The organism is Staphylococcus warneri (assembly GCF_900636385.1).
GTDB lineage: Bacteria > Bacillota > Bacilli > Staphylococcales > Staphylococcaceae > Staphylococcus > Staphylococcus warneri.
Map to the genome: position 1 here is coordinate 236,180 of NZ_LR134269.1, position 18,407 is coordinate 254,586.

The window sequence follows — 18,407 nt, forward strand, 5'->3', positions numbered from 1 at the left end:
AATTAGATGAATACATTAAAATAATCCGGGATGAGTCACGCTCATCTCGGATTATTTAATATCAAAGTTTATTTTACGTCATTAGCAAAGAAATCAAAGATATTTTTTGCACTATCTGTATTTTCTTTATTTCCTTTGAATTGATTAGATCCAGGACCATATGCATACGTATTTACATCTTCACCAGTGTGACCGTAAGTTGTCCAACCTGTATGTGATGCATCATTGATTGGTTTTTGAATTGCATCTTGAAGACGTGTAGTTTGTTCGACAACTTTTGGATCTTTTTCATCCTTGACTGATTTTGTTAATTTCTTCAGCTTTTTAGCTTCTTTTTTAACTTTATCAAGTTGTTCTTTAGGGAAGTCAATACCATAACCATCGTTGATTACTTTTTCAGGGTCTTTACCAGCAGCAATTTCTTTTGTCATATACATGCCAGAATGTTTCATTTGATGGATTGATTGAGGATTCCATTTGTAATCTTTACCTTTACCAATGGTCATACCACCTGTAGAATGATCTGCTGTTGCTACAACAAGTGTATCTTTATGTTGTTTAGCATAGTTAATCGCATTTGAGAAAGCTTTATCAAACCCTTGCATTTCAGACATTACACCCGTAACATCATTTGGATGTGCAGCTTTGTCGATAGACGCACCTTCTACCATTAAGAAGAAGCCTTTATCGTTCTTTTCAAGTTTACTTAAAGCGCTGTTTTCCATATCTACTAATAATGGGTTGCTTTCTGGCGCATCAATTTGAAGTGGCATATCTTTCTCAGAGAATAAACCTAATACCTGATTGCTAGTCGATTGATTCAGTTCATTTTTATTAGAAACCACATCGTAACCATCTTTTTTGAATTTTTGATCTAAATTCCCATTATCTTTACCAAAATATTTAGAACCGCCACCTAAAATGACATCTACTTTATGTTTGCCATTAATTTTATCATTATAAAACTGTTTCGCAATTTCATCTTTTTTATCACGAGAATCGACATGTGAGGCATAGGCTGCTGGAGTTGCATCAGTGATTTCTGCTGTAGATACAAGACCAGTAGATTTACCTTTTTCTTTTGCACTTTCTAACACAGTTTTAACATTTTTCTTATTAGCATCGACACCAATGGCACCATTATACGTTTTATGACCTGAACTAAATGCTGTAGCACCTGCCGCAGAATCTGTCACGTTTTCTTTAGGGTCATTAGGATAAGTACGGTTAGTACCCTTTAAATATTTATCAAATGTAGTGGGTTTCATCGATTTAGCTGAAGGATCATTTTGATAATAACGATAAGCAGTATTGAAAGAAGGACCCATTCCATCGCCAACTAAGAAAATGACATTTTTAGGGTTTTTAGTATTGCCGAGAGCAATAGCTTCATCATTACTTTGTTTTTTGTTGTCCTCTGTATTTGTCCCAGAAGCTAATGATACATTCGTACTACTTAATAATGTTGCAGCAATGATACTACCTGACAATAAGTATTTAGTATATTGATTAAATAATTTCATTTAAAATGGCCCCCTAATATATGTATAAATGCATTACAATTTAAGTATAAGCAAGGCATTTTGATTAGATGTGTGGTTCTTGTAAATAGATTGTAAACATAGGTGAAAGAGGATTTTATTAATGGATGACTCTTAACAAATGTACTTTTAATAATAAACATGTAAAATAGATATTAAATAGAGTATAGCAAGAGAGAAATTGGAAGCCATTTTGCCACCATGGAAACTCATGCTTAAAATAAACGAGGTGAAAAAAATGATATTTGTTATGTTATCTCCATTATTCATCATAGGTTTTATTGCATTAAGTATTTATGAAGAAAAAAGAAGAAAGAAAAATGAAGCTGCTAAAAAGGCATCAAATGACACTCAAACTGATGAAAATCAAGTCGAACATCAAGATAAATCAATGTAACGCAACGAAAGGTGTATCTCAATGAAGATTTTGATAGTAGAAGATGACTTAGTCATTGCAGAAAGTTTAGCAAGTGAACTTAAGAAATGGAACTATGACGTTAAGATGGCAAAACAGTTTTCGCATGTTTTAGATGATTTCAAAGACTATCTACCTGACCTAGTACTACTAGATATTAATTTACCAACTTTAAATGGCTTCCATTGGTGCCAAGAAATGAGAAAAATCTCAAACGTACCTATCATATTTATTAGTTCAAGGACAGATAATATGGATCAAATAATGGCGATTCAAATGGGTGGCGATGATTTTATTGAGAAACCATTTAATTTATCGTTAACAGTTGCTAAAGTACAAGCTTTATTACGACGAACTTATGATTTAGCTGTATCTAATAATGAATTAAATGTTAAGGGATGTAAACTTATCGTTGATGAGGCTAAGTTAATGTTTCAAGATGATGTGACACAACTGTCTTTAACAGAACTTCAAATCGTTAAACTGTTGTTTCAAAATGAAGGTAAATTTGTAAATCGAACAGCTTTAATTGAAAAATGTTGGGAATCAGAGAATTATATTGATGATAATACTTTGGCTGTAAATATGACACGATTGCGAAAAAAATTAAGTCAAATTGGCTTAACAGATTTTATTGAAACGAAGAAAAATGTGGGATATAGGGTGTAAATAAGATGTTACTAACGTTTATTAAATCAATTAAAAATGAAATAGCGATTGTTACGTTTATATCCTTACTGTTTGTACTCATTTTCTTTGTGTTTTCACTCCCCCAAAGTGCGCTAATGCTTGGTGTAGCAATTATTTTATTTATTATGTGCATTTATTGGTGGATCAGTTATTTAGGTTTCCAAAAACAAGAAAAACTTAAAGAAAAAGTAGTATCACTCGAAGAAGAACTATTTGAAATGAAAAACAAACAAATTGAATATCGTAAAGATGTTGAAAGTTATTTCTTAACATGGGTACATCAAATCAAAACGCCAATCACTGCATCGCAACTATTGCTAGAACGTAATGAACCTAATGTTGCCAATCAAGTGAGACAAGAAATTGTACAAATTGATAACTATACTCGTTTAGCACTAAGTTACTTAAAATTACTTAATGAAGCCTCGGATATGACAATCACAGAGGTTAACATAGATGATTTAATTAAACCTTTAATTATGAAATATCGAATTCACTTTATTGAACAACATACTAAAATTCATTATCAATCTAATGATGATAGTATCTTAACAGATGCACAATGGACTTCAATATTGATAGAACAGATACTGAATAACGCATTAAAATATGCACGTGGAAAAGATATTTGGATTGACTTTGACTCAACGTCTCAACAATTATCTATTAAAGATAACGGGATTGGTATTAGTCAAGCAGACTTGCCGAAAATCTTTGACAAAGGATATTCTGGTTACAATGGTAGCCTTAATGAATCCTCAAGCGGCATTGGATTGTTTATCGTTAAACATATTGCGCAACATCTGAATTTAAATGTTGAAGTAACATCAGACTTGAATAAAGGTACACAATTTACAATTAGCTTTCCAACGCAAAGCTAACTTTCAAAATTGTAAGATGGCCAACAAGATTTGTAAGAAATTATAAATGTTGTTGGTCCCTTTTTAATATAAAATAGAGTTGGTATTAGAAAGGAGCGTCCATATGTTACTAGAAGTCAAACATGTCAAAAAGGTATTTGGAAAGGGTTTAAATAGAACTGAAGCATTAAGTGATATGAATTTATTAGTTGATACTGGTGAGTTTGTAGCCATTATGGGTGAATCAGGATCTGGTAAATCTACATTATTACAATTGATTGCTACATTTGATCAATTAACGGAAGGTACCATTCAATTGAATGGTCAATCCCTAGCGTCATTGAAAAAAAGAGATATTGCTCAGTTTCGACGAGAACAACTAGGATTTGTCTTTCAAGAATTTAATATTTTAGAATCAATGACAAATAAAGATAATATTTTAATGCCACTTATCTTAAGTAATCAATTTGTTCATACGATGCAAGAACGCCTAGACAAAGTGAGTCGACAACTTAATATTAGTGACATCTTAAATCAATTTCCAAATCAAATTTCTGGTGGACAAAAACAACGCGTTGCTATAGCACGTGCGCTTATTACGAATCCTCAACTATTATTAGCAGACGAACCAACGGGGGCGCTTGATTCAAAAAGTTCGAAACAGTTAATGCAATTATTTCAATATCTCAATCAACAACAACAAACGATTTTAATGGTTACGCACTCTACTATTGATGCTTCGTATGCTAATCGTGTTGTTTTTATTAAAGATGGTCGTTTATATCATGAGATATATCGTGGAGAAGAGAGCCAGATAGTATATCAAAAGCGTATTGCTGATAGTTTAGCAATTATAAATGGAAGGGAGTAGTTAACGTGCCCCTAACAATGATTTGGACAATTGTTAAACGCCATTTTGTAACGCAACGGCATATCATCATACCATTTATTTTGTCTTCAAGTACGATATTTGCGATTGAATACATACTATTATCATTAACCACTAATACATATATTCAACAACATCATCAATTACTAGGTGTTTTTGCAATAATTGGAAATGTATTCATGTCATTATTAGCTATCATTTTTATCATTTATGCTAATCAATTTGTCATAAAACAACAACAAAAGACCTATTCACTTTATATTATTTTAGGTATGGAAAAACGTCATCTTAGCATCATAATATTAATAGAATCCATAGTAAAATATTGTATTATCGCATTATTGAGTATCGTTGGAGGATATTTATTCGGTGCACTATTATTTATGTTTATTCGTAAAGTAACGACAGGGCGGGAAGGTTACCTAAGTGCCTATCCATTTGATTTTAAAGCCATGTGGATAACATTGCTATTATTATCAATCGTCATGATATTATTATTAATGATTAATGTATTTAAAATCACTATGCAAAATCCTATGCAATTAATGAATAAGAAAGCGTATCGTAATTATCGATTTCAAAAGGTATTCAATTATAGTTTGTTAATTATCGGGATGTTATGTGTTGGTAATGGTTATCGTATAGCTTTACAAAATAATACGCCAGCAGAGTCGATTTTGGCATTATTTGTTGCTATATTCTTTGTATTTATAGGTACATATTTATTATTTATATCATTGAGTGTATTACTCATTGAAAGGTTACAAAAGTTGTCTAAGTTTTACTATCGACCTAAACGTTTCTTTTTGATATCAGGATTAAGAGCACGTATGAAATCGAATGCAGTAGGGTTAGCAAGTATCGCGATATTATGTACGTTCTTGATTGTTACTTTAGGGATGACCGTCACGACATACAGAAGTATGGGTGAGAATGTTCGCAATATGTGGAAAAATCAATATCTTACCAGTATTGAAGGTGATTTTCATCAGGATAAAAAGGTAGCTCAAAAGGTTAAAGCAGTAACCGAAGATATTAAACAAAATATACATTCAGATACACCGAAAATATATACCCAATCCATGTTTAATGTACTTTTAGACAATCGTTCAGATTATCGACGTTTACTCAAACCAAGTGATTCACCAAACGAGTTCAATATTGATCCTTGGAGTACTAAAAATGTATTTATTACGATTATGACATTGAATGATTATAACCAATTTAATCGCCCGCTACATTTAAAATCAAATGAAATCGGTGTGAACACGAGCATGCAAATGCTAGATTTGAATGACAATTTAGTACTAAGAGGAAAATCCTTTAATATTAAACCTGTTGAAGAAACCAATGTGAATTCTATAAGATTTAGCGAAAACATTAATTTAATTGTTAAAAATGACAAAGAACGCGATCAAATCATCCAATATTATACTAAAACATCAGCCAAAGCTGACGATCAAGTCACACACACGATGATTGAATTTAATGCGTACGATTCAAAAGGGAAAGACACGCCCGATATTCATAAACTTGAACAAAAACATCATATCAATATTACTAGTTATGAATCATTTATTAAGATGTTTTATAACTTCAATGGCGGTTTAATATTTGTGGGAAGTTTAGTTTCTTTCGTTTTAGTGATTGGTATATTCTTGATCATTTACTATAAGCAAGTATCAGAAGCGCAAGAAGATGTTAATCATTATGTAACGATGGCACATCTAGGACTAGATAATGATGATATCAAACATATATTAGATCAACAGTTAATTTGGTTATTTAGCGTTCCGTTTATTGTGAGTATATTCCATACAGTGGTTGCCTCTAAAATAATATATAATGTACTCGGATTATTTGGAGAAGTTAGCAAAGGTATATTTATAACTAGTTTTATAAGTGTGATAATAATGGTAAGTGTTCTTTACCTCTTGACGTATAAAATGACGTCCTATTTATACTCAAAATATGTAAATCAATTAAAAAAATAAAACTTATAAACTACTGGCATAATAGGAAAAATAAAATTATTATCAATTTAATTTTATAATTTAAGCATACATGGTATTTCAATTGGGTAATGATAAAGAAACAAAGAAAGAGGTGTCATTTAATGAAAAGGACAATTGAACGGATTCTTGCTTGGTTAGGGATCATTACTCAATTATTTATATTATTAGGTTTAGGCATTGGTGCCATGTTTGGTGGTACGAGTGAAGTACAAAAAGAAATTAAAAGACAAGCTAAAGAGCAGGCAGCTTCAAATCCAGCCGTAGACTCATCATCACATATGTCTGAGTTATTACCATCTATTTTTAAAGTTGGACTTATTTATGGTTTAGTTATTTTAGTAATTGCACTAATTGCGACATTATTAATTAAGAAAAAGGCTAAATTAGCAGGTGTTTTACTCATCATTGCTGCTGTACTTTCATTAGTAATGAACTGGATCGCGGCTTTATTCTGGATTATTGCAGGTATTATGTTATTAGTTAGAAAAAATAAAGATAAGCATGATATCAAGGATAAAGACAGCGTCCATAACAAACATTCAAAGGATAAGCATCATGATAAAGCAGAACATATAAATGATGACAATCGTAAACATCATCACGATGTAGAAGATAGACATGATCGTAACGTAGAAGGAAGAGACGCACGTAACGGATTCGATACAGATCGTAGAGAAGACGACCGCCATAGAGCAGACCATCATGATGTAGACCGTCATGAAGCTAATCGCCAAGACACAGATCGTCGATTCGAAGATACAGAAAGCAGACATGATAATCGTAACGTAGAAGGAAGAGACGCACGTAACGGATTCGATGCAGATCGTAGAGAAGACGACCGCCACAGAGAAGATCATCATGATGTAGACCGTCATGATACCAATCACCAAGACACAGACCGTCGATTTGAAGATACAGAAAGCAGACATGATAATCGTAACGTAGAAGGAAGAGACGCGCGTAACGGATTCGATGCAGATCGTAGAGAAGACGACCGTCATAGAGCAGACCATCATGATGTAGACCGTCATGATACAGAACATTCTCAAAGCCAATTTGAAAATGAAACACATAACAAAGATAACTTTGTCGATAAAGTAACACGTCGATTCAAGAATGATGATAAGAAATAATAATATAAAATAAAATTGGTGTTTTACCTTGAAAGGAGCAATAATCCGTTCCTTTCAAGGTTTTTTTATTTGAGAAATAAACCTATATACACAATTAATTATTTATAAAAAGTAATTATGGATACATGTTATTTGTCAAATATAATCAATATAGTTATTATGGATTGATATTGATTTTTTTATTGAAAAGGTTTGAAATTTCTCTATGAGTCTATAATATAATTTGCGTGCAAATTATTTTGAATATATCGAAGATAGATGACAAGATGTGATCCATTGTAAAATTAGAACATTGTATTGCTATTTTAATTATATTAAAGAAAGGAGGTTTCACCGATGTATACAGTAGGATTAGTACCATCACCTGGCGTTGCACATGAACATGTGACGAAGATTATTCCCAAAATCAAGCAATTGCTGACACAAAGGATTAATGATGATAGTCAATGGAACTTTGAAGTTAAAGAGGATTTAATTATTGGTTCTGCCGAAGATGTACATGAGAGTGTTGATAAAGCAGAACAAATCAAAAATGAAAAACATTGGGATTTCGCAATATGTGTCACAGACCTTCCTAGTATTTCTGGCAAAAAGGTTGTCGTTAGTGATTTCAATAATGAAAAGCAAGTTGCAATGTTATCATTACCTTCCTTGGGTGTGATTGATTTAAAAAGAAAGTTAATTAGTAGTATTACTACGATGATTGAACAACTATATTATAACGAACCACTATCAAAGACCAGCACCCATCCATTCATCCATTTAAAATCGGTAGAACCTGAAGAAGACGAATCCCCCAAAAGACGATATATTAATCCATTTATGATTATAGGTTGGATTCAGTTAATTTGTGGTTTAACGCGTGCTAATAAACCATGGAAAAATATTTTTAACTTCAAAAAAATTATTTCTGTTGCCTTTGCTACAGGGACATATGTGTCTATTTTTTCTATGCCGTGGGAGCTTAGTGTCATTTACTCACCGATCAGATTTATTATATTAATGATTATTTCTATTGTTGGTATGGCATGTTGGTTATTATATGCACATAAATTAATCGAAAGAAAAACAGCCAAATCACAAAGAACGTATAGATGGATATACAATGCCACAACAATGTTGACACTGATAGTGATTACGCTAATCAATTATTTCATATTGTATCTATTATTAATTGTGAGTATTACATTGTTTGTGCCAGTAAGTTTATTTAATAGTTGGACCAGTGCACAAGCAGAATTTACGTTTATGAATTACGTCAAATTAATTTGGTTTGTATCATCACTAGGCTTATTAGCGGGAGCAATGGGATCTACAGTAGAAGATGAAGAGAAAATAAGAAAGATTACGTATTCATATCGTCAATACCATCGTTACAAGGAAGCACAAGAAGAAAAAGAAGAACAAGAACAACAACATGAGCCATCACAACAAGAGGTTGAAAGACAGTCTACTAGTGATGATAGTGATGACGATGAATATGAAGAGAAAAAACAAGATCATAGAGAGGAGGGTCATTAATGTCTGAAAGAAAAGTCATAGGATTAGTTGTAGCACCTGGTGTTACTGAAAAGTTAGCAGAGAATTTAATGGAAGATATACCTGACATTTTATCAGAACAACATGATAATCAAGTCGAATGGGAAATTGATTTAGTTGTTGACCCTCTAACTGGCTATGCGGAGAGAGTAGAAGAAATATTTACAAAGGTTCAAGAGTATCATGATGAACGTAAATGGGATTATGTATTAGCTATTACAGATTTACCGATATTTCACCATAGACGTGTGATGGCACTGGATATCAATATGAGAAATGGTGCAGCTATCTTTTCATACCCTGCGTTTGGTTGGAGACCGGTTAAAAAACGATTTAAAAACGCGATTGTGACAATCATTAATGAAGTTCATCATGCAGAGCAAGACCACCGTAATTATGATAATAATGATCTTATCGAACAAAGTGTTAAACAACAGTTCCCACTTTCTAAAATAGACAAGACACATGTGTATTTAGATGACACAGAGTCAAAACATATACGCTATTTATCTAGTTCTAGATCAAGAGGCATGTTTAGATTAGTCAGTGGGATGACATTTGCCAACAATCCATTAAATATGATGGCGAGTTTAAGTAACATTGTTGCCATTGCTTTTACTACTGGTGCCTTTGGTTTAATATTTACAACCATGTGGCAAATGGCTAATAATTTCTCGATGTGGCGGTTATTTGGCATCTCTATTATAGCGATACTAGGTATGTTGCTATGGATTATGATGTCACATGATTTATGGGAGTCCACAAAGCAAAGTAGTAATAAGAGGATTACACTATTATATAATTTAACCACGGTGATGACGTTATTTATTGCAGTTATCATTTATTATATTATCTTGTACTTAATGTTTTTATTTGCAGAATTAGTGCTTTTACCAGCCGATTTCTTAGGCCAACAAATTAGTCTTAAAGGACCAGCCGGCCCTGATTTATATCTAAGTATTCCTTGGTTTGCAGCATCAATTTCAACTGTAGCAGGTGCCATTGGTGCAGGTTTACTTGATGAGGAACTAATCAAAGAAAGTACGTATGGATATCGACAGCGAATTCGATATGAAGATACACATCAAAATCAATAATCTTTAATGATATATCAACCTGGGACAATTGGTACGTCCTAGGTTATTTTTGTATTGAAAATAATAATCTAGTAATTCATAAGCAATTATTCCGAGCCAGTTCCTATTTATTTCCTTAAATATTAAAATAATCAATTTTAGAAATTGTTTAGAAAAGATAGTCTTTTTATAAAAGTAATTTAAAATATTGGTTAACAATATTTTTAGAATCTGAAAAATATGAAACAATCATTATGAAGGGAATGATGGGAAATGAAATATTGTCCCAATTGTGGCAATGAAGTAAGACCAGGACAAGCATTTTGTAACAAGTGTGGTAATACATTAAAAAAAGAAATCAAACAAGCGGAACCGTCATCACAAGGAAAACAAGAGACTCAAGCAACTCAATCAAAGCAAACATACCCAGATCGTAATCGATATACCCCTCAACCAAATAAAAAAGATAAGAAACCGATTTGGATTATAATACTTTCAATTATCTTTATTTTATTAATTGGTGCATTACTTTATGGTGCTTACTACTATTACAATAATGTAATTAAAGACAATGATAGTGATAACCAAACTACTGAAACACAAAAGAAATCTAAAGATGATAGTCAGTCAAAAGAGTCATCGTCTAGTGAGGCTAACTCATCAGAGAAAGCACCAACGATTGATGTGTTTAGTAGTAACTTTGATCAAGGGTATATGAAATCTGCATCAACTGAAGGCTATAAAGGCATTTATAAGGATATGACAAGAAAAGAAGTCGAAGCTAAATTTGGTAAATCCTCAGGCAAGGTTGATGGTGGTCAAACATATTATGAAAAATATGGTGATTTAGCGGTACTTTATTCTGGAGATAAAGTAGATCGTGTAGGTGTAGCACCTTCTAATGTGACTGAAGATGAATTTTTAGATCACTACTATGAACCTGACGAACGTAAAAGTGATGAGTTGATTTATGATAGCAACAAAGATAATGACTTCTCAGTTATAGCTCACAGTAAAAAAGGTAAGATTACTTTAATTGAAAATATAGACCAATTATAAAGAGAAGAAACGATCAGTTAATACTGGTCGTTTTTTTATTTAAAATATTAATTTTCTGACAACTTTTATAAAATGGGTTGACTTTAAAATTAAAAAAAGTTAATGTATTAACATATTATTCTGACAATTCAGATAGGTTTTAAAGAGAATGGATAAAAATTGATAGGGGGATGATAGAGATGTCAGTCAAAGCGATGACATACGATAATTTTACGGGCGACCCTTTTATACACTCCCTCAACATTGATAACGACACTAAGGGCGCATATCAAATATTAAAATGGGCATATGATCAATATGAAGATGAATTAGTTTATTCATGTAGTTTTGGTGCAGAAAGTATGGTGCTGATTGATTTAATTTATCAAATCAAACCGAATGCCAAAATTGTCTTTTTGGATACTGACTTGCATTTTCAAGAAACATATAACTTAATTGATGAAGTAAAAACAACATATCCTGAATTACGTATCGAAATGAAGAAACCTGATTTAACATTGGAAGAACAAGCTGATCAATATAATCCTGCGTTATGGAAAAATAATCCTAATCAATGTTGTTATATCAGAAAGATTAAACCACTAGAAGAGGTCTTATCTGGGGCGAAAGCTTGGGTATCAGGACTGAGACGTGCACAATCTCCAACAAGAGCGCATACTAACTTTATTAATAAAGATGAACGGTTTCATTCAATCAAAGTTTGCCCACTAATATACTGGTCAGAAGACGATGTATGGCAATATATCAAACAACATCAATTACCATATAACGAGTTACATGATCATCATTATCCTAGTATAGGTTGTATTCCTTGTACATCACCAGTATTAGACTCTGAAGATTCCAGAGCAGGACGTTGGTCAAATTTTGACAAAACTGAATGCGGGTTACATGTTCCTGACAAACCTTAAATAGGGTTAAAAATTTTACGTATAAAACCTAGTATTCCGATAAGAATTAAACAGAGACTAATGACATCATATTTCGTTTACTCATTTAAGAGTTTGGTACATAATTAAAGTAATCGGATCTGGGTGCAAGCGTCATGAATGAAGCTAATAGAATACAAATAGCGCATCGTTAAAATGATGACTGGATTGAACAAGTATGATGAGGTCAAAATCTAGGATAGATGACAGCATACGATACCCAGTACTTTCAAAATCTAGGATTGAAGACAAGAGGTGGAAATTAGTGAATATTAACATCACAAATAGTCCTTTCAATGAGGAACAAGCAAAACAACTTAATGAATTACTACCAACTTTAACACCTGAACAAAAGCTTTGGTTAAGTGGTTATTTAACAGCGAGTCAACAAGCTGAGACCAATGAATCAGTGACGTCGAATCAAATAGCACAACAAGACCAACAAACTGAAACAATGCTTGCTGATAAAGAACCTGAAGTTACACCAGAATCTCGTGCCATTACAATTTTATATGGGTCAGAGACGGGAAATGCCCAAAGTTTAGCAGAAATCTTTGAAGAACGTCTTGTAGATATGGGTAACAATGTGACCTTGAAATCTATGGAAGACATTAAACCTAAAGATATTAAAAAAGTTGAAGATTTATTTATAATCACATCGACACATGGCGAAGGTGATCCACCTGATAATGCTATTGAATTACATGAATACTTACATGGGCGTAAAGCACCGAAACTAGAAGGTCTGAGATTTTCGGTACTTGCGTTAGGTGATCAATCATACGAATATTTCTGTCAAGCTGGTAAAGATTTCGACTTTAAATTAGCCGAATTAGGCGCTGAGCGATTATATGACCGTGTAGATTGTGATATCGATTACGAAGAAGATGCCGAAAAATGGATGACCAACGTCATTAATGCTATAGGCTCCAAACCCAAAGATACTGATAGTGAGCAAGTTGTAAGCGAATCGATTAAATCAGCAAAGGAGCGTAAATATTCTAAATCCAATCCATATGAAGCAGAAGTATTAGAAAACATTAATTTAAATGGTAGAGGATCTAATAAAGAAACAAGACATGTTGAATTACTATTAGATAATTTTGGAGAGGAATACGAACCAGGCGATTGTATTGTGGTATTACCACAAAATGATCCATCTATTGTTGAATTATTAATCAGCACATTAGGATGGGATTATGAAGAACAAGTGCTTATCAATGAAGATGGCGATACATTAAACCTTGAAGAGGCATTAACATCGCATTTTGAAATTACTAAACTAACGAAACCATTATTAGAGAATGCATCAGCACTATTTGATAACGATGAATTAAAAGGAAAAGTTCAAGATAAAGAATGGGTTCAAAATTATATTGAAGGACGAGACCTTATCGATTTATTAAACGATTTTAATACGACTGAACTTCAACCCGATAACCTATATCAACTATTGAGAAAGTTACCACCTAGAGAATATTCTATTTCAAGTAGTTATAAAGCAACGCCTGATGAAGTACATATTACAGTTGGTGCGGTAAGATACCATTCTCATGGTCGAGATCGAACAGGTGTTTGCTCAGTTCAATTTGCAGAACGTGTGCAACCCGGCGATACGGTACCGATTTATTTAAAACGTAATCCAAACTTTAAATTTCCACAAGAAAGCGAAGTACCTGTCATCATGATTGGACCTGGTACAGGCGTCGCACCTTTCAGAAGTTATATGCAGGAAAGAGAAGAATTAGGATTTAAAGGAAATACTTGGTTGTTCTTCGGTGAACAACATTTCACAACCGATTTTCTTTATCAAACAGATTGGCAAGAATGGTTAGACAATGGTTATTTATCGAAACTAGATGTTGCGTTTTCTAGAGATACTGAGCATAAAGTGTATGTGCAACACCGTATATTAGAAAATAGTAAACAGTTTAATGAATGGATACAAAATGGAGCAGCTATCTTCATATGTGGGGACGAAAAGCAAATGGCTAAAGATGTACACCAAACGATTAAGGAAGTATTGATGAATGAACAAAGTTTATCCGAAGAAGATGCTGAAGCGTATCTTAAGCAGATGAAGAGAGAGAAAAGATATCAAAGAGACGTCTATTAACGGGAAAGGGTGTCAAACATGGTTAAATCAAATCAAAAACTGTCAGATGAATTAGATGATCATTTAGATCAAATGGAATATTTGAAGGCAGATAGCCAGTATTTGAGAGGTACCATCGAACAAGGATTAGCTAATCCTATCACTGGTGCGATTTCTCAAGATGATGCGAAGTTATTAAAGTTTCATGGTAGTTATATGCAAGATGATAGAGATTTAAGAGATGAACGACGTAAACAGAAATTAGAACCTGCTTATAGTTTTATGATTCGTGTACGTGTACCAGGTGGCAAAGCTACGCCAGAACAATGGATAGCCATGGATGATATTTCGAATCAATATGCTAACCAGACCATCAAATTGACAACGCGTCAAGCATTCCAATTTCATGGTATTTTAAAACGAAATTTAAAACAATCTATGAAAGATATTAATCAATCTGTACTTGATTCGATAGCAGCCTGTGGAGACGTTAACCGAAATACAATGTGTAATCCCAATCCATATCAATCTAAAGTACATGCTGAAGTAAATGATTATGCTACAGCTATCAGTAATCATTTACTTCCTAGTACTGGAGCATATCACGAAATATGGTTAGACGGTGAAAAAGTATTAGATTCAAGTGAAGAATCAGAACCCATTTATGGAAGTACCTATTTACCTCGTAAGTTTAAAATTGGTATTGCAGTACCACCGTCTAATGATATTGACGTTTATTCTCAAGACATTGGTTTGATTGCCATCATTGAGCAAGGTGAATTAATTGGCTTTAACATTACTATTGGTGGTGGTATGGGTATGACGCATGGTAATAAAGAGACATACCCGCAGTTAGGTCGATTAATTGGTTTCATTCCTAAAGACAAAGCAGTTGATGTGTGTGAAAAACTATTAACGATTCAACGAGATTATGGTAATAGAGAAAATCGTAAAAATGCACGTTTTAAATATACAGTTGATCGTTTAGGTGAAATTTGGGTGAATGAAGAGCTAAATCGACGCTTAGGTTGGGAGATTGAACCTGCAAAAGATTATGAGTTTGACCATAATGGCGATCGTCTTGGATGGATAGAGGGTGAGAATAACTGGAACTATACGCTATTTATTCAAAACGGACGTGTAAAAGATACTGAAGATTATCAACTTAAAACAGCACTTCGTGAAATTGCAGAGACACATACTGGAGATTTCAGGTTGTCACCTAATCAAAATTTGGTCATTGCTAACATTTCTCCAGAAAAGAAAAACGACATACAACAAATTATAGATAAATATCAACTTACAGATGGTAGTTATTATACTGGATTAAGACGTAATTCAATGGCTTGTGTAGCATTTCCAACATGCGGTCTTGCTATGGCAGAATCAGAACGTTATTTACCTTCACTCATTTCAAAAATTGAAAATTTACTTGATGAAGCGGGGGTTCAAGAAGAAGACATTACGATTCGAATGACAGGATGCCCAAATGGGTGTGCTCGCCCAGCCTTAGCAGAAATCGCATTTATTGGTAAAGCGCCAGGAAAATACAATATGTATTTAGGTGGTGGATTTAAAGGAGAAAGACTCAATAAATTATATAAAGAAAATATTGATGAAAACGAAATTTTACAAACGTTAAGACCGCTACTCATACAGTACGGAAAAGAAAAATTACCGGATGAACATTTTGGTGATTTTATGATACGCACTGGGGTGGTAGCAAAAGTGAATGATGGAAGAGATTTCCATAGTTAAAAGAAAAATGGCGTTAGGGGTTGAGTATCTATGGGCAAAGTTTATTTAGTAGGTGCAGGACCTGGAGATCCAGAATTATTAACGATCAAAGGGCTTAGAGCAATTAAAGAAGCAGATGTCATTTTGTATGACAGGTTAATTAATAAAGACATATTAGACTATGCTGAGCCAAACACTAAGTTTTTCTATTGTGGCAAGGACCCATACAGACATTCGTTACCTCAAGAAGAAACAAATCGTATGATGATACAGTTGGCTAAAAAAGGACATACAGTCACACGGTTAAAAGGTGGAGATCCATTTGTATTTGGTCGTGGCGGAGAAGAAGCGGAGCAATTGGCGACACATCATATTCCATTTGAAATTGTTCCGGGAATTACATCAGGGATAGCGGCACCAGCATATGCAGGTATCCCAGTAACACATCGAGATTATAGTTCATCTGTAGCGTTTATCACTGCTGTAAATAAACCTGGTATGGATAAGGAAGCGTATTGGCAACATTTAGCGCAAGGCCCTGAAACCTTATGTATTTATATGGGCGTCAAACGATTACCGGAGATTTGTGAATTACTAGTGAAATTTGGTAAGAATCCTCAAACACCAGTGGCACTTGTACATATGGGTACAGCTACATCACAACATACAGTAACGGGTACATTGCAAGATATCACAAATAAGGCAAAGGAAATTACTAATCCGGCGATGATTATAGTTGGAGACGTTGTGAATATGAGAGAAAAAATCAGTTGGTTTGAAGAACAAGCATTTAAAGAAAATGTCAACTTGGCTAAGTAAGATACACTTAATTATTAGAATATTAAAATAATTATTTTGGATAGGAAAGGTGACGAGGCACATGCAAATGCCAATCATGATTAATTTATCACAAATGAATGTTGTGGTTATCGGAGGTGGTCGAATAGCCACACGACGTGTCGAATTGCTACTTGAGTATGCTAGCCACATTCGCGTAGTAAGCCCTCATATAACAGAATATTTAAATGGGCTTATCCAACAACAACAGGTAACATGGCATCAAAAAGAATTTGACCCCTCAGATGTGGCAAATGCAGACTTAGTCATTGCTGCTACAAATAATGACCAAGTGAATGATGAGATTAAACATCACCTAGGGTCACATACATTATTTAATCATGTAGGTAATGCAAAAGAGGGTAATATCACATTTCCTAATCAACTTAGAAGAGGCAAACTCACAATAAGTGTATCAACAGATGGAGCAAGTCCTAAACTAGCTAAGCAAATCATACAAAATTTGGCACAAACTTATGATGAATCTTATGAAGACTACATTGACTTTTTATATGAATCTAGACAACTTATTAAAGAAAAGGCACTCACATCATCTGAAAAGCAAAGCTTACTTCAAGATATTTTAACTGAGAAATATAAACATCCCAACGCACAGCAGTCTTTTATAAACTGGTTGAAAACACTGGATTCATCCAGATAGGGGCAAGGTAAAATATGCGGAAATTATTTATTTTTGCGCTAGCAGGCTTTTTAGCACAATTAGTAGATGGATCACTTGGAATGGGGTTTGGGGCGTCATCATCCTCCATTCTATTAACCTTTGGCGTGGCACCCGCTATTGTCTCAGCTACAGTTCATTTTTCAGAAATAGCGACTACCGCAGCATCAGGGACCTCACATTGGAAGTTTGAAAATGTCCATTATCCAACGATGTTGAAATTAGCTATTCCAGGTGCTATCAGTGCATTTTTAGGTGCAGCAGTATTAACAAGCATTAATGCTAATGCAATTAAACCACTGATTGCTTTATTTCTATTGTCGATGGGCGTTTATATATTATATCAATTTATATTTAAGCATATGAACGATGGACATCATTATTCAGGTCAATTTGGCCGGATAAGAATGGTGACACAAGGTGCTATCGCAGGTTTTTTAGATGCTATAGGCGGTGGCGGATGGGGACCTGTTAATACACCGTTACTTTTATCTAGTAAAAAGATGGAACCACGATACGTGATTGGTACAGTCTCAGCAAGCGAGTTTTTCGTTACTCTATCAGCGTCGTTAAGTTTTATCATTTTCTTAGGTATGACGCATATCAATTGGTTAGCTGTAATAGCACTTAGTGCAGGTGGACTGATTGCAGCACCTATTTCCGCATATCTAGTTAAAATCTTACCGATTAATATTTTAGCAATATGTGTTGGGGGGTTAATTATTTTTACTAATAGTAATGCATTGCTTAGTTACTTTGTTAAGGATGAGGTGCTATCTAACATTGTGAGAGTCATCATTATCGTTGTTGTTTTAAGTCTACTTGTTATCCAGGTCATTAGAAATAGAATGCTAAGTTTTTCTTACAAGAAAAACCGAGTAAACAAATATAATTAATTGGAAAAGGAGATTTA

The 18,407-nt window shown here is 33.6% G+C and carries 16 protein-coding genes; 15 read left to right on the forward strand and 1 reads right to left on the reverse strand.

Features of this window, described 5'->3' with window-relative positions; translation table 11 throughout:
• Positions 1 to 68: 68 nt before the first annotated feature.
• Positions 69 to 1,523 carry an alkaline phosphatase gene (locus EL082_RS01065; RefSeq protein WP_103286227.1) on the reverse strand — a complete coding sequence of 485 codons (1,455 nt, stop codon included), beginning with the start codon at positions 1,521 to 1,523 and terminating at the stop codon, positions 69 to 71.
• Positions 1,524 to 1,779: 256 nt separating this feature from the next.
• On the opposite strand from EL082_RS01065, the gene EL082_RS11885 reads away from it, so the two are divergent.
• The 15 genes from EL082_RS11885 (at position 1,780) to EL082_RS01135 (ending at position 18,390) form a co-directional block, all read left to right on the forward strand.
• Positions 1,780 to 1,938: a hypothetical protein gene (locus EL082_RS11885; protein WP_002467360.1), complete on the forward strand. Its 159-nt coding sequence runs from the start codon at positions 1,780 to 1,782 to the stop codon at positions 1,936 to 1,938.
• Positions 1,939 to 1,959: 21 nt separating this feature from the next.
• Entirely contained in the window at positions 1,960 to 2,625 is a 666-nt protein-coding gene (locus tag EL082_RS01070; protein ID WP_047211221.1) for a response regulator transcription factor, read from the forward strand.
• A 5-nt stretch (positions 2,626 to 2,630) separates the two neighbouring features.
• Positions 2,631 to 3,527 carry a sensor histidine kinase gene (locus EL082_RS01075; protein ID WP_047211220.1) on the forward strand — a complete coding sequence of 299 codons (897 nt, stop codon included), beginning with the start codon at positions 2,631 to 2,633 and terminating at the stop codon, positions 3,525 to 3,527.
• Positions 3,528 to 3,630: 103 nt separating this feature from the next.
• A complete protein-coding gene (locus EL082_RS01080; RefSeq protein ID WP_103286226.1) occupies positions 3,631 to 4,377 on the forward strand; it encodes an ABC transporter ATP-binding protein in 747 nt (248 codons plus the stop codon).
• Positions 4,378 to 4,394: 17 nt separating this feature from the next.
• Positions 4,395 to 6,389 carry an FtsX-like permease family protein gene (locus tag EL082_RS01085; protein ID WP_232012201.1) on the forward strand — a complete coding sequence of 665 codons (1,995 nt, stop codon included), beginning with the start codon at positions 4,395 to 4,397 and terminating at the stop codon, positions 6,387 to 6,389.
• Positions 6,390 to 6,511: 122 nt separating this feature from the next.
• Positions 6,512 to 7,543, forward strand: a complete 1,032-nt coding sequence (locus EL082_RS01090; RefSeq protein ID WP_103286224.1) for a DUF4064 domain-containing protein — start codon at positions 6,512 to 6,514, stop codon at positions 7,541 to 7,543.
• Positions 7,544 to 7,879: 336 nt separating this feature from the next.
• Positions 7,880 to 9,064 (forward strand): 5,10-methylene-tetrahydrofolate dehydrogenase, encoded by a 1,185-nt coding sequence (locus tag EL082_RS01095; protein ID WP_049414730.1) that lies wholly within the window; start codon positions 7,880 to 7,882, stop codon positions 9,062 to 9,064.
• A complete protein-coding gene (locus EL082_RS01100; RefSeq protein ID WP_103286223.1) occupies positions 9,064 to 10,179 on the forward strand; it encodes an MFS transporter in 1,116 nt (371 codons plus the stop codon). Before EL082_RS01095 ends, EL082_RS01100 begins: the two co-directional genes overlap by 1 nt.
• Before the next feature lie 252 nt (positions 10,180 to 10,431).
• Entirely contained in the window at positions 10,432 to 11,217 is a 786-nt protein-coding gene (locus tag EL082_RS01105) for a zinc ribbon domain-containing protein (protein WP_002465379.1), read from the forward strand.
• Between the two features lie 179 nt (positions 11,218 to 11,396).
• Positions 11,397 to 12,128 (forward strand): phosphoadenylyl-sulfate reductase, encoded by a 732-nt coding sequence (locus tag EL082_RS01110; protein ID WP_015364648.1) that lies wholly within the window; start codon positions 11,397 to 11,399, stop codon positions 12,126 to 12,128.
• Between the two features lie 283 nt (positions 12,129 to 12,411).
• Positions 12,412 to 14,262 (forward strand): assimilatory sulfite reductase (NADPH) flavoprotein subunit, encoded by a 1,851-nt coding sequence (locus tag EL082_RS01115; protein ID WP_103286222.1) that lies wholly within the window; start codon positions 12,412 to 12,414, stop codon positions 14,260 to 14,262.
• An 18-nt stretch (positions 14,263 to 14,280) separates the two neighbouring features.
• Positions 14,281 to 15,999: an NADPH-dependent assimilatory sulfite reductase hemoprotein subunit gene (locus tag EL082_RS01120; protein ID WP_103286221.1), complete on the forward strand. Its 1,719-nt coding sequence runs from the start codon at positions 14,281 to 14,283 to the stop codon at positions 15,997 to 15,999.
• A gap of 30 nt (positions 16,000 to 16,029) precedes the next feature.
• Positions 16,030 to 16,797 (forward strand): uroporphyrinogen-III C-methyltransferase, encoded by a 768-nt coding sequence (cobA, locus tag EL082_RS01125; RefSeq protein WP_002465384.1) that lies wholly within the window; start codon positions 16,030 to 16,032, stop codon positions 16,795 to 16,797.
• Between the two features lie 61 nt (positions 16,798 to 16,858).
• Positions 16,859 to 17,476 carry an NAD(P)-binding protein gene (locus EL082_RS01130; protein WP_103286220.1) on the forward strand — a complete coding sequence of 206 codons (618 nt, stop codon included), beginning with the start codon at positions 16,859 to 16,861 and terminating at the stop codon, positions 17,474 to 17,476.
• Positions 17,477 to 17,490: 14 nt separating this feature from the next.
• Positions 17,491 to 18,390 carry a sulfite exporter TauE/SafE family protein gene (locus EL082_RS01135; RefSeq protein WP_103286219.1) on the forward strand — a complete coding sequence of 300 codons (900 nt, stop codon included), beginning with the start codon at positions 17,491 to 17,493 and terminating at the stop codon, positions 18,388 to 18,390.
• Positions 18,391 to 18,407 lie beyond the last annotated feature (17 nt).

Excerpts from the sequence above, each read along its gene's own strand:
- EL082_RS11885 (WP_002467360.1), top strand. The coding sequence starts at position 1,780 with ATGATATTTGTTATGTTATCTCCATTATTCATCATAGGTTTTATTGCA.
- EL082_RS01070 (WP_047211221.1), top strand. The coding sequence starts at position 1,960 with ATGAAGATTTTGATAGTAGAAGATGACTTAGTCATTGCAGAAAGTTTA.
- EL082_RS01065 (WP_103286227.1), bottom strand. The coding sequence starts at position 1,523 with ATGAAATTATTTAATCAATATACTAAATACTTATTGTCAGGTAGTATC.
- EL082_RS01085 (WP_232012201.1), top strand. The coding sequence starts at position 4,395 with ATGATTTGGACAATTGTTAAACGCCATTTTGTAACGCAACGGCATATC.
- EL082_RS01130 (WP_103286220.1), top strand. The coding sequence starts at position 16,859 with ATGCAAATGCCAATCATGATTAATTTATCACAAATGAATGTTGTGGTT.
- EL082_RS01120 (WP_103286221.1), top strand. The coding sequence starts at position 14,281 with ATGGTTAAATCAAATCAAAAACTGTCAGATGAATTAGATGATCATTTA.
- EL082_RS01135 (WP_103286219.1), top strand. The coding sequence starts at position 17,491 with ATGCGGAAATTATTTATTTTTGCGCTAGCAGGCTTTTTAGCACAATTA.
- EL082_RS01100 (WP_103286223.1), top strand. The coding sequence starts at position 9,064 with ATGTCTGAAAGAAAAGTCATAGGATTAGTTGTAGCACCTGGTGTTACT.
- EL082_RS01080 (WP_103286226.1), top strand. The coding sequence starts at position 3,631 with ATGTTACTAGAAGTCAAACATGTCAAAAAGGTATTTGGAAAGGGTTTA.
- cobA (WP_002465384.1), top strand. The coding sequence starts at position 16,030 with ATGGGCAAAGTTTATTTAGTAGGTGCAGGACCTGGAGATCCAGAATTA.
- EL082_RS01075 (WP_047211220.1), top strand. The coding sequence starts at position 2,631 with ATGTTACTAACGTTTATTAAATCAATTAAAAATGAAATAGCGATTGTT.
- EL082_RS01090 (WP_103286224.1), top strand. The coding sequence starts at position 6,512 with ATGAAAAGGACAATTGAACGGATTCTTGCTTGGTTAGGGATCATTACT.
- EL082_RS01110 (WP_015364648.1), top strand. The coding sequence starts at position 11,397 with ATGTCAGTCAAAGCGATGACATACGATAATTTTACGGGCGACCCTTTT.
- EL082_RS01105 (WP_002465379.1), top strand. The coding sequence starts at position 10,432 with ATGAAATATTGTCCCAATTGTGGCAATGAAGTAAGACCAGGACAAGCA.
- EL082_RS01095 (WP_049414730.1), top strand. The coding sequence starts at position 7,880 with ATGTATACAGTAGGATTAGTACCATCACCTGGCGTTGCACATGAACAT.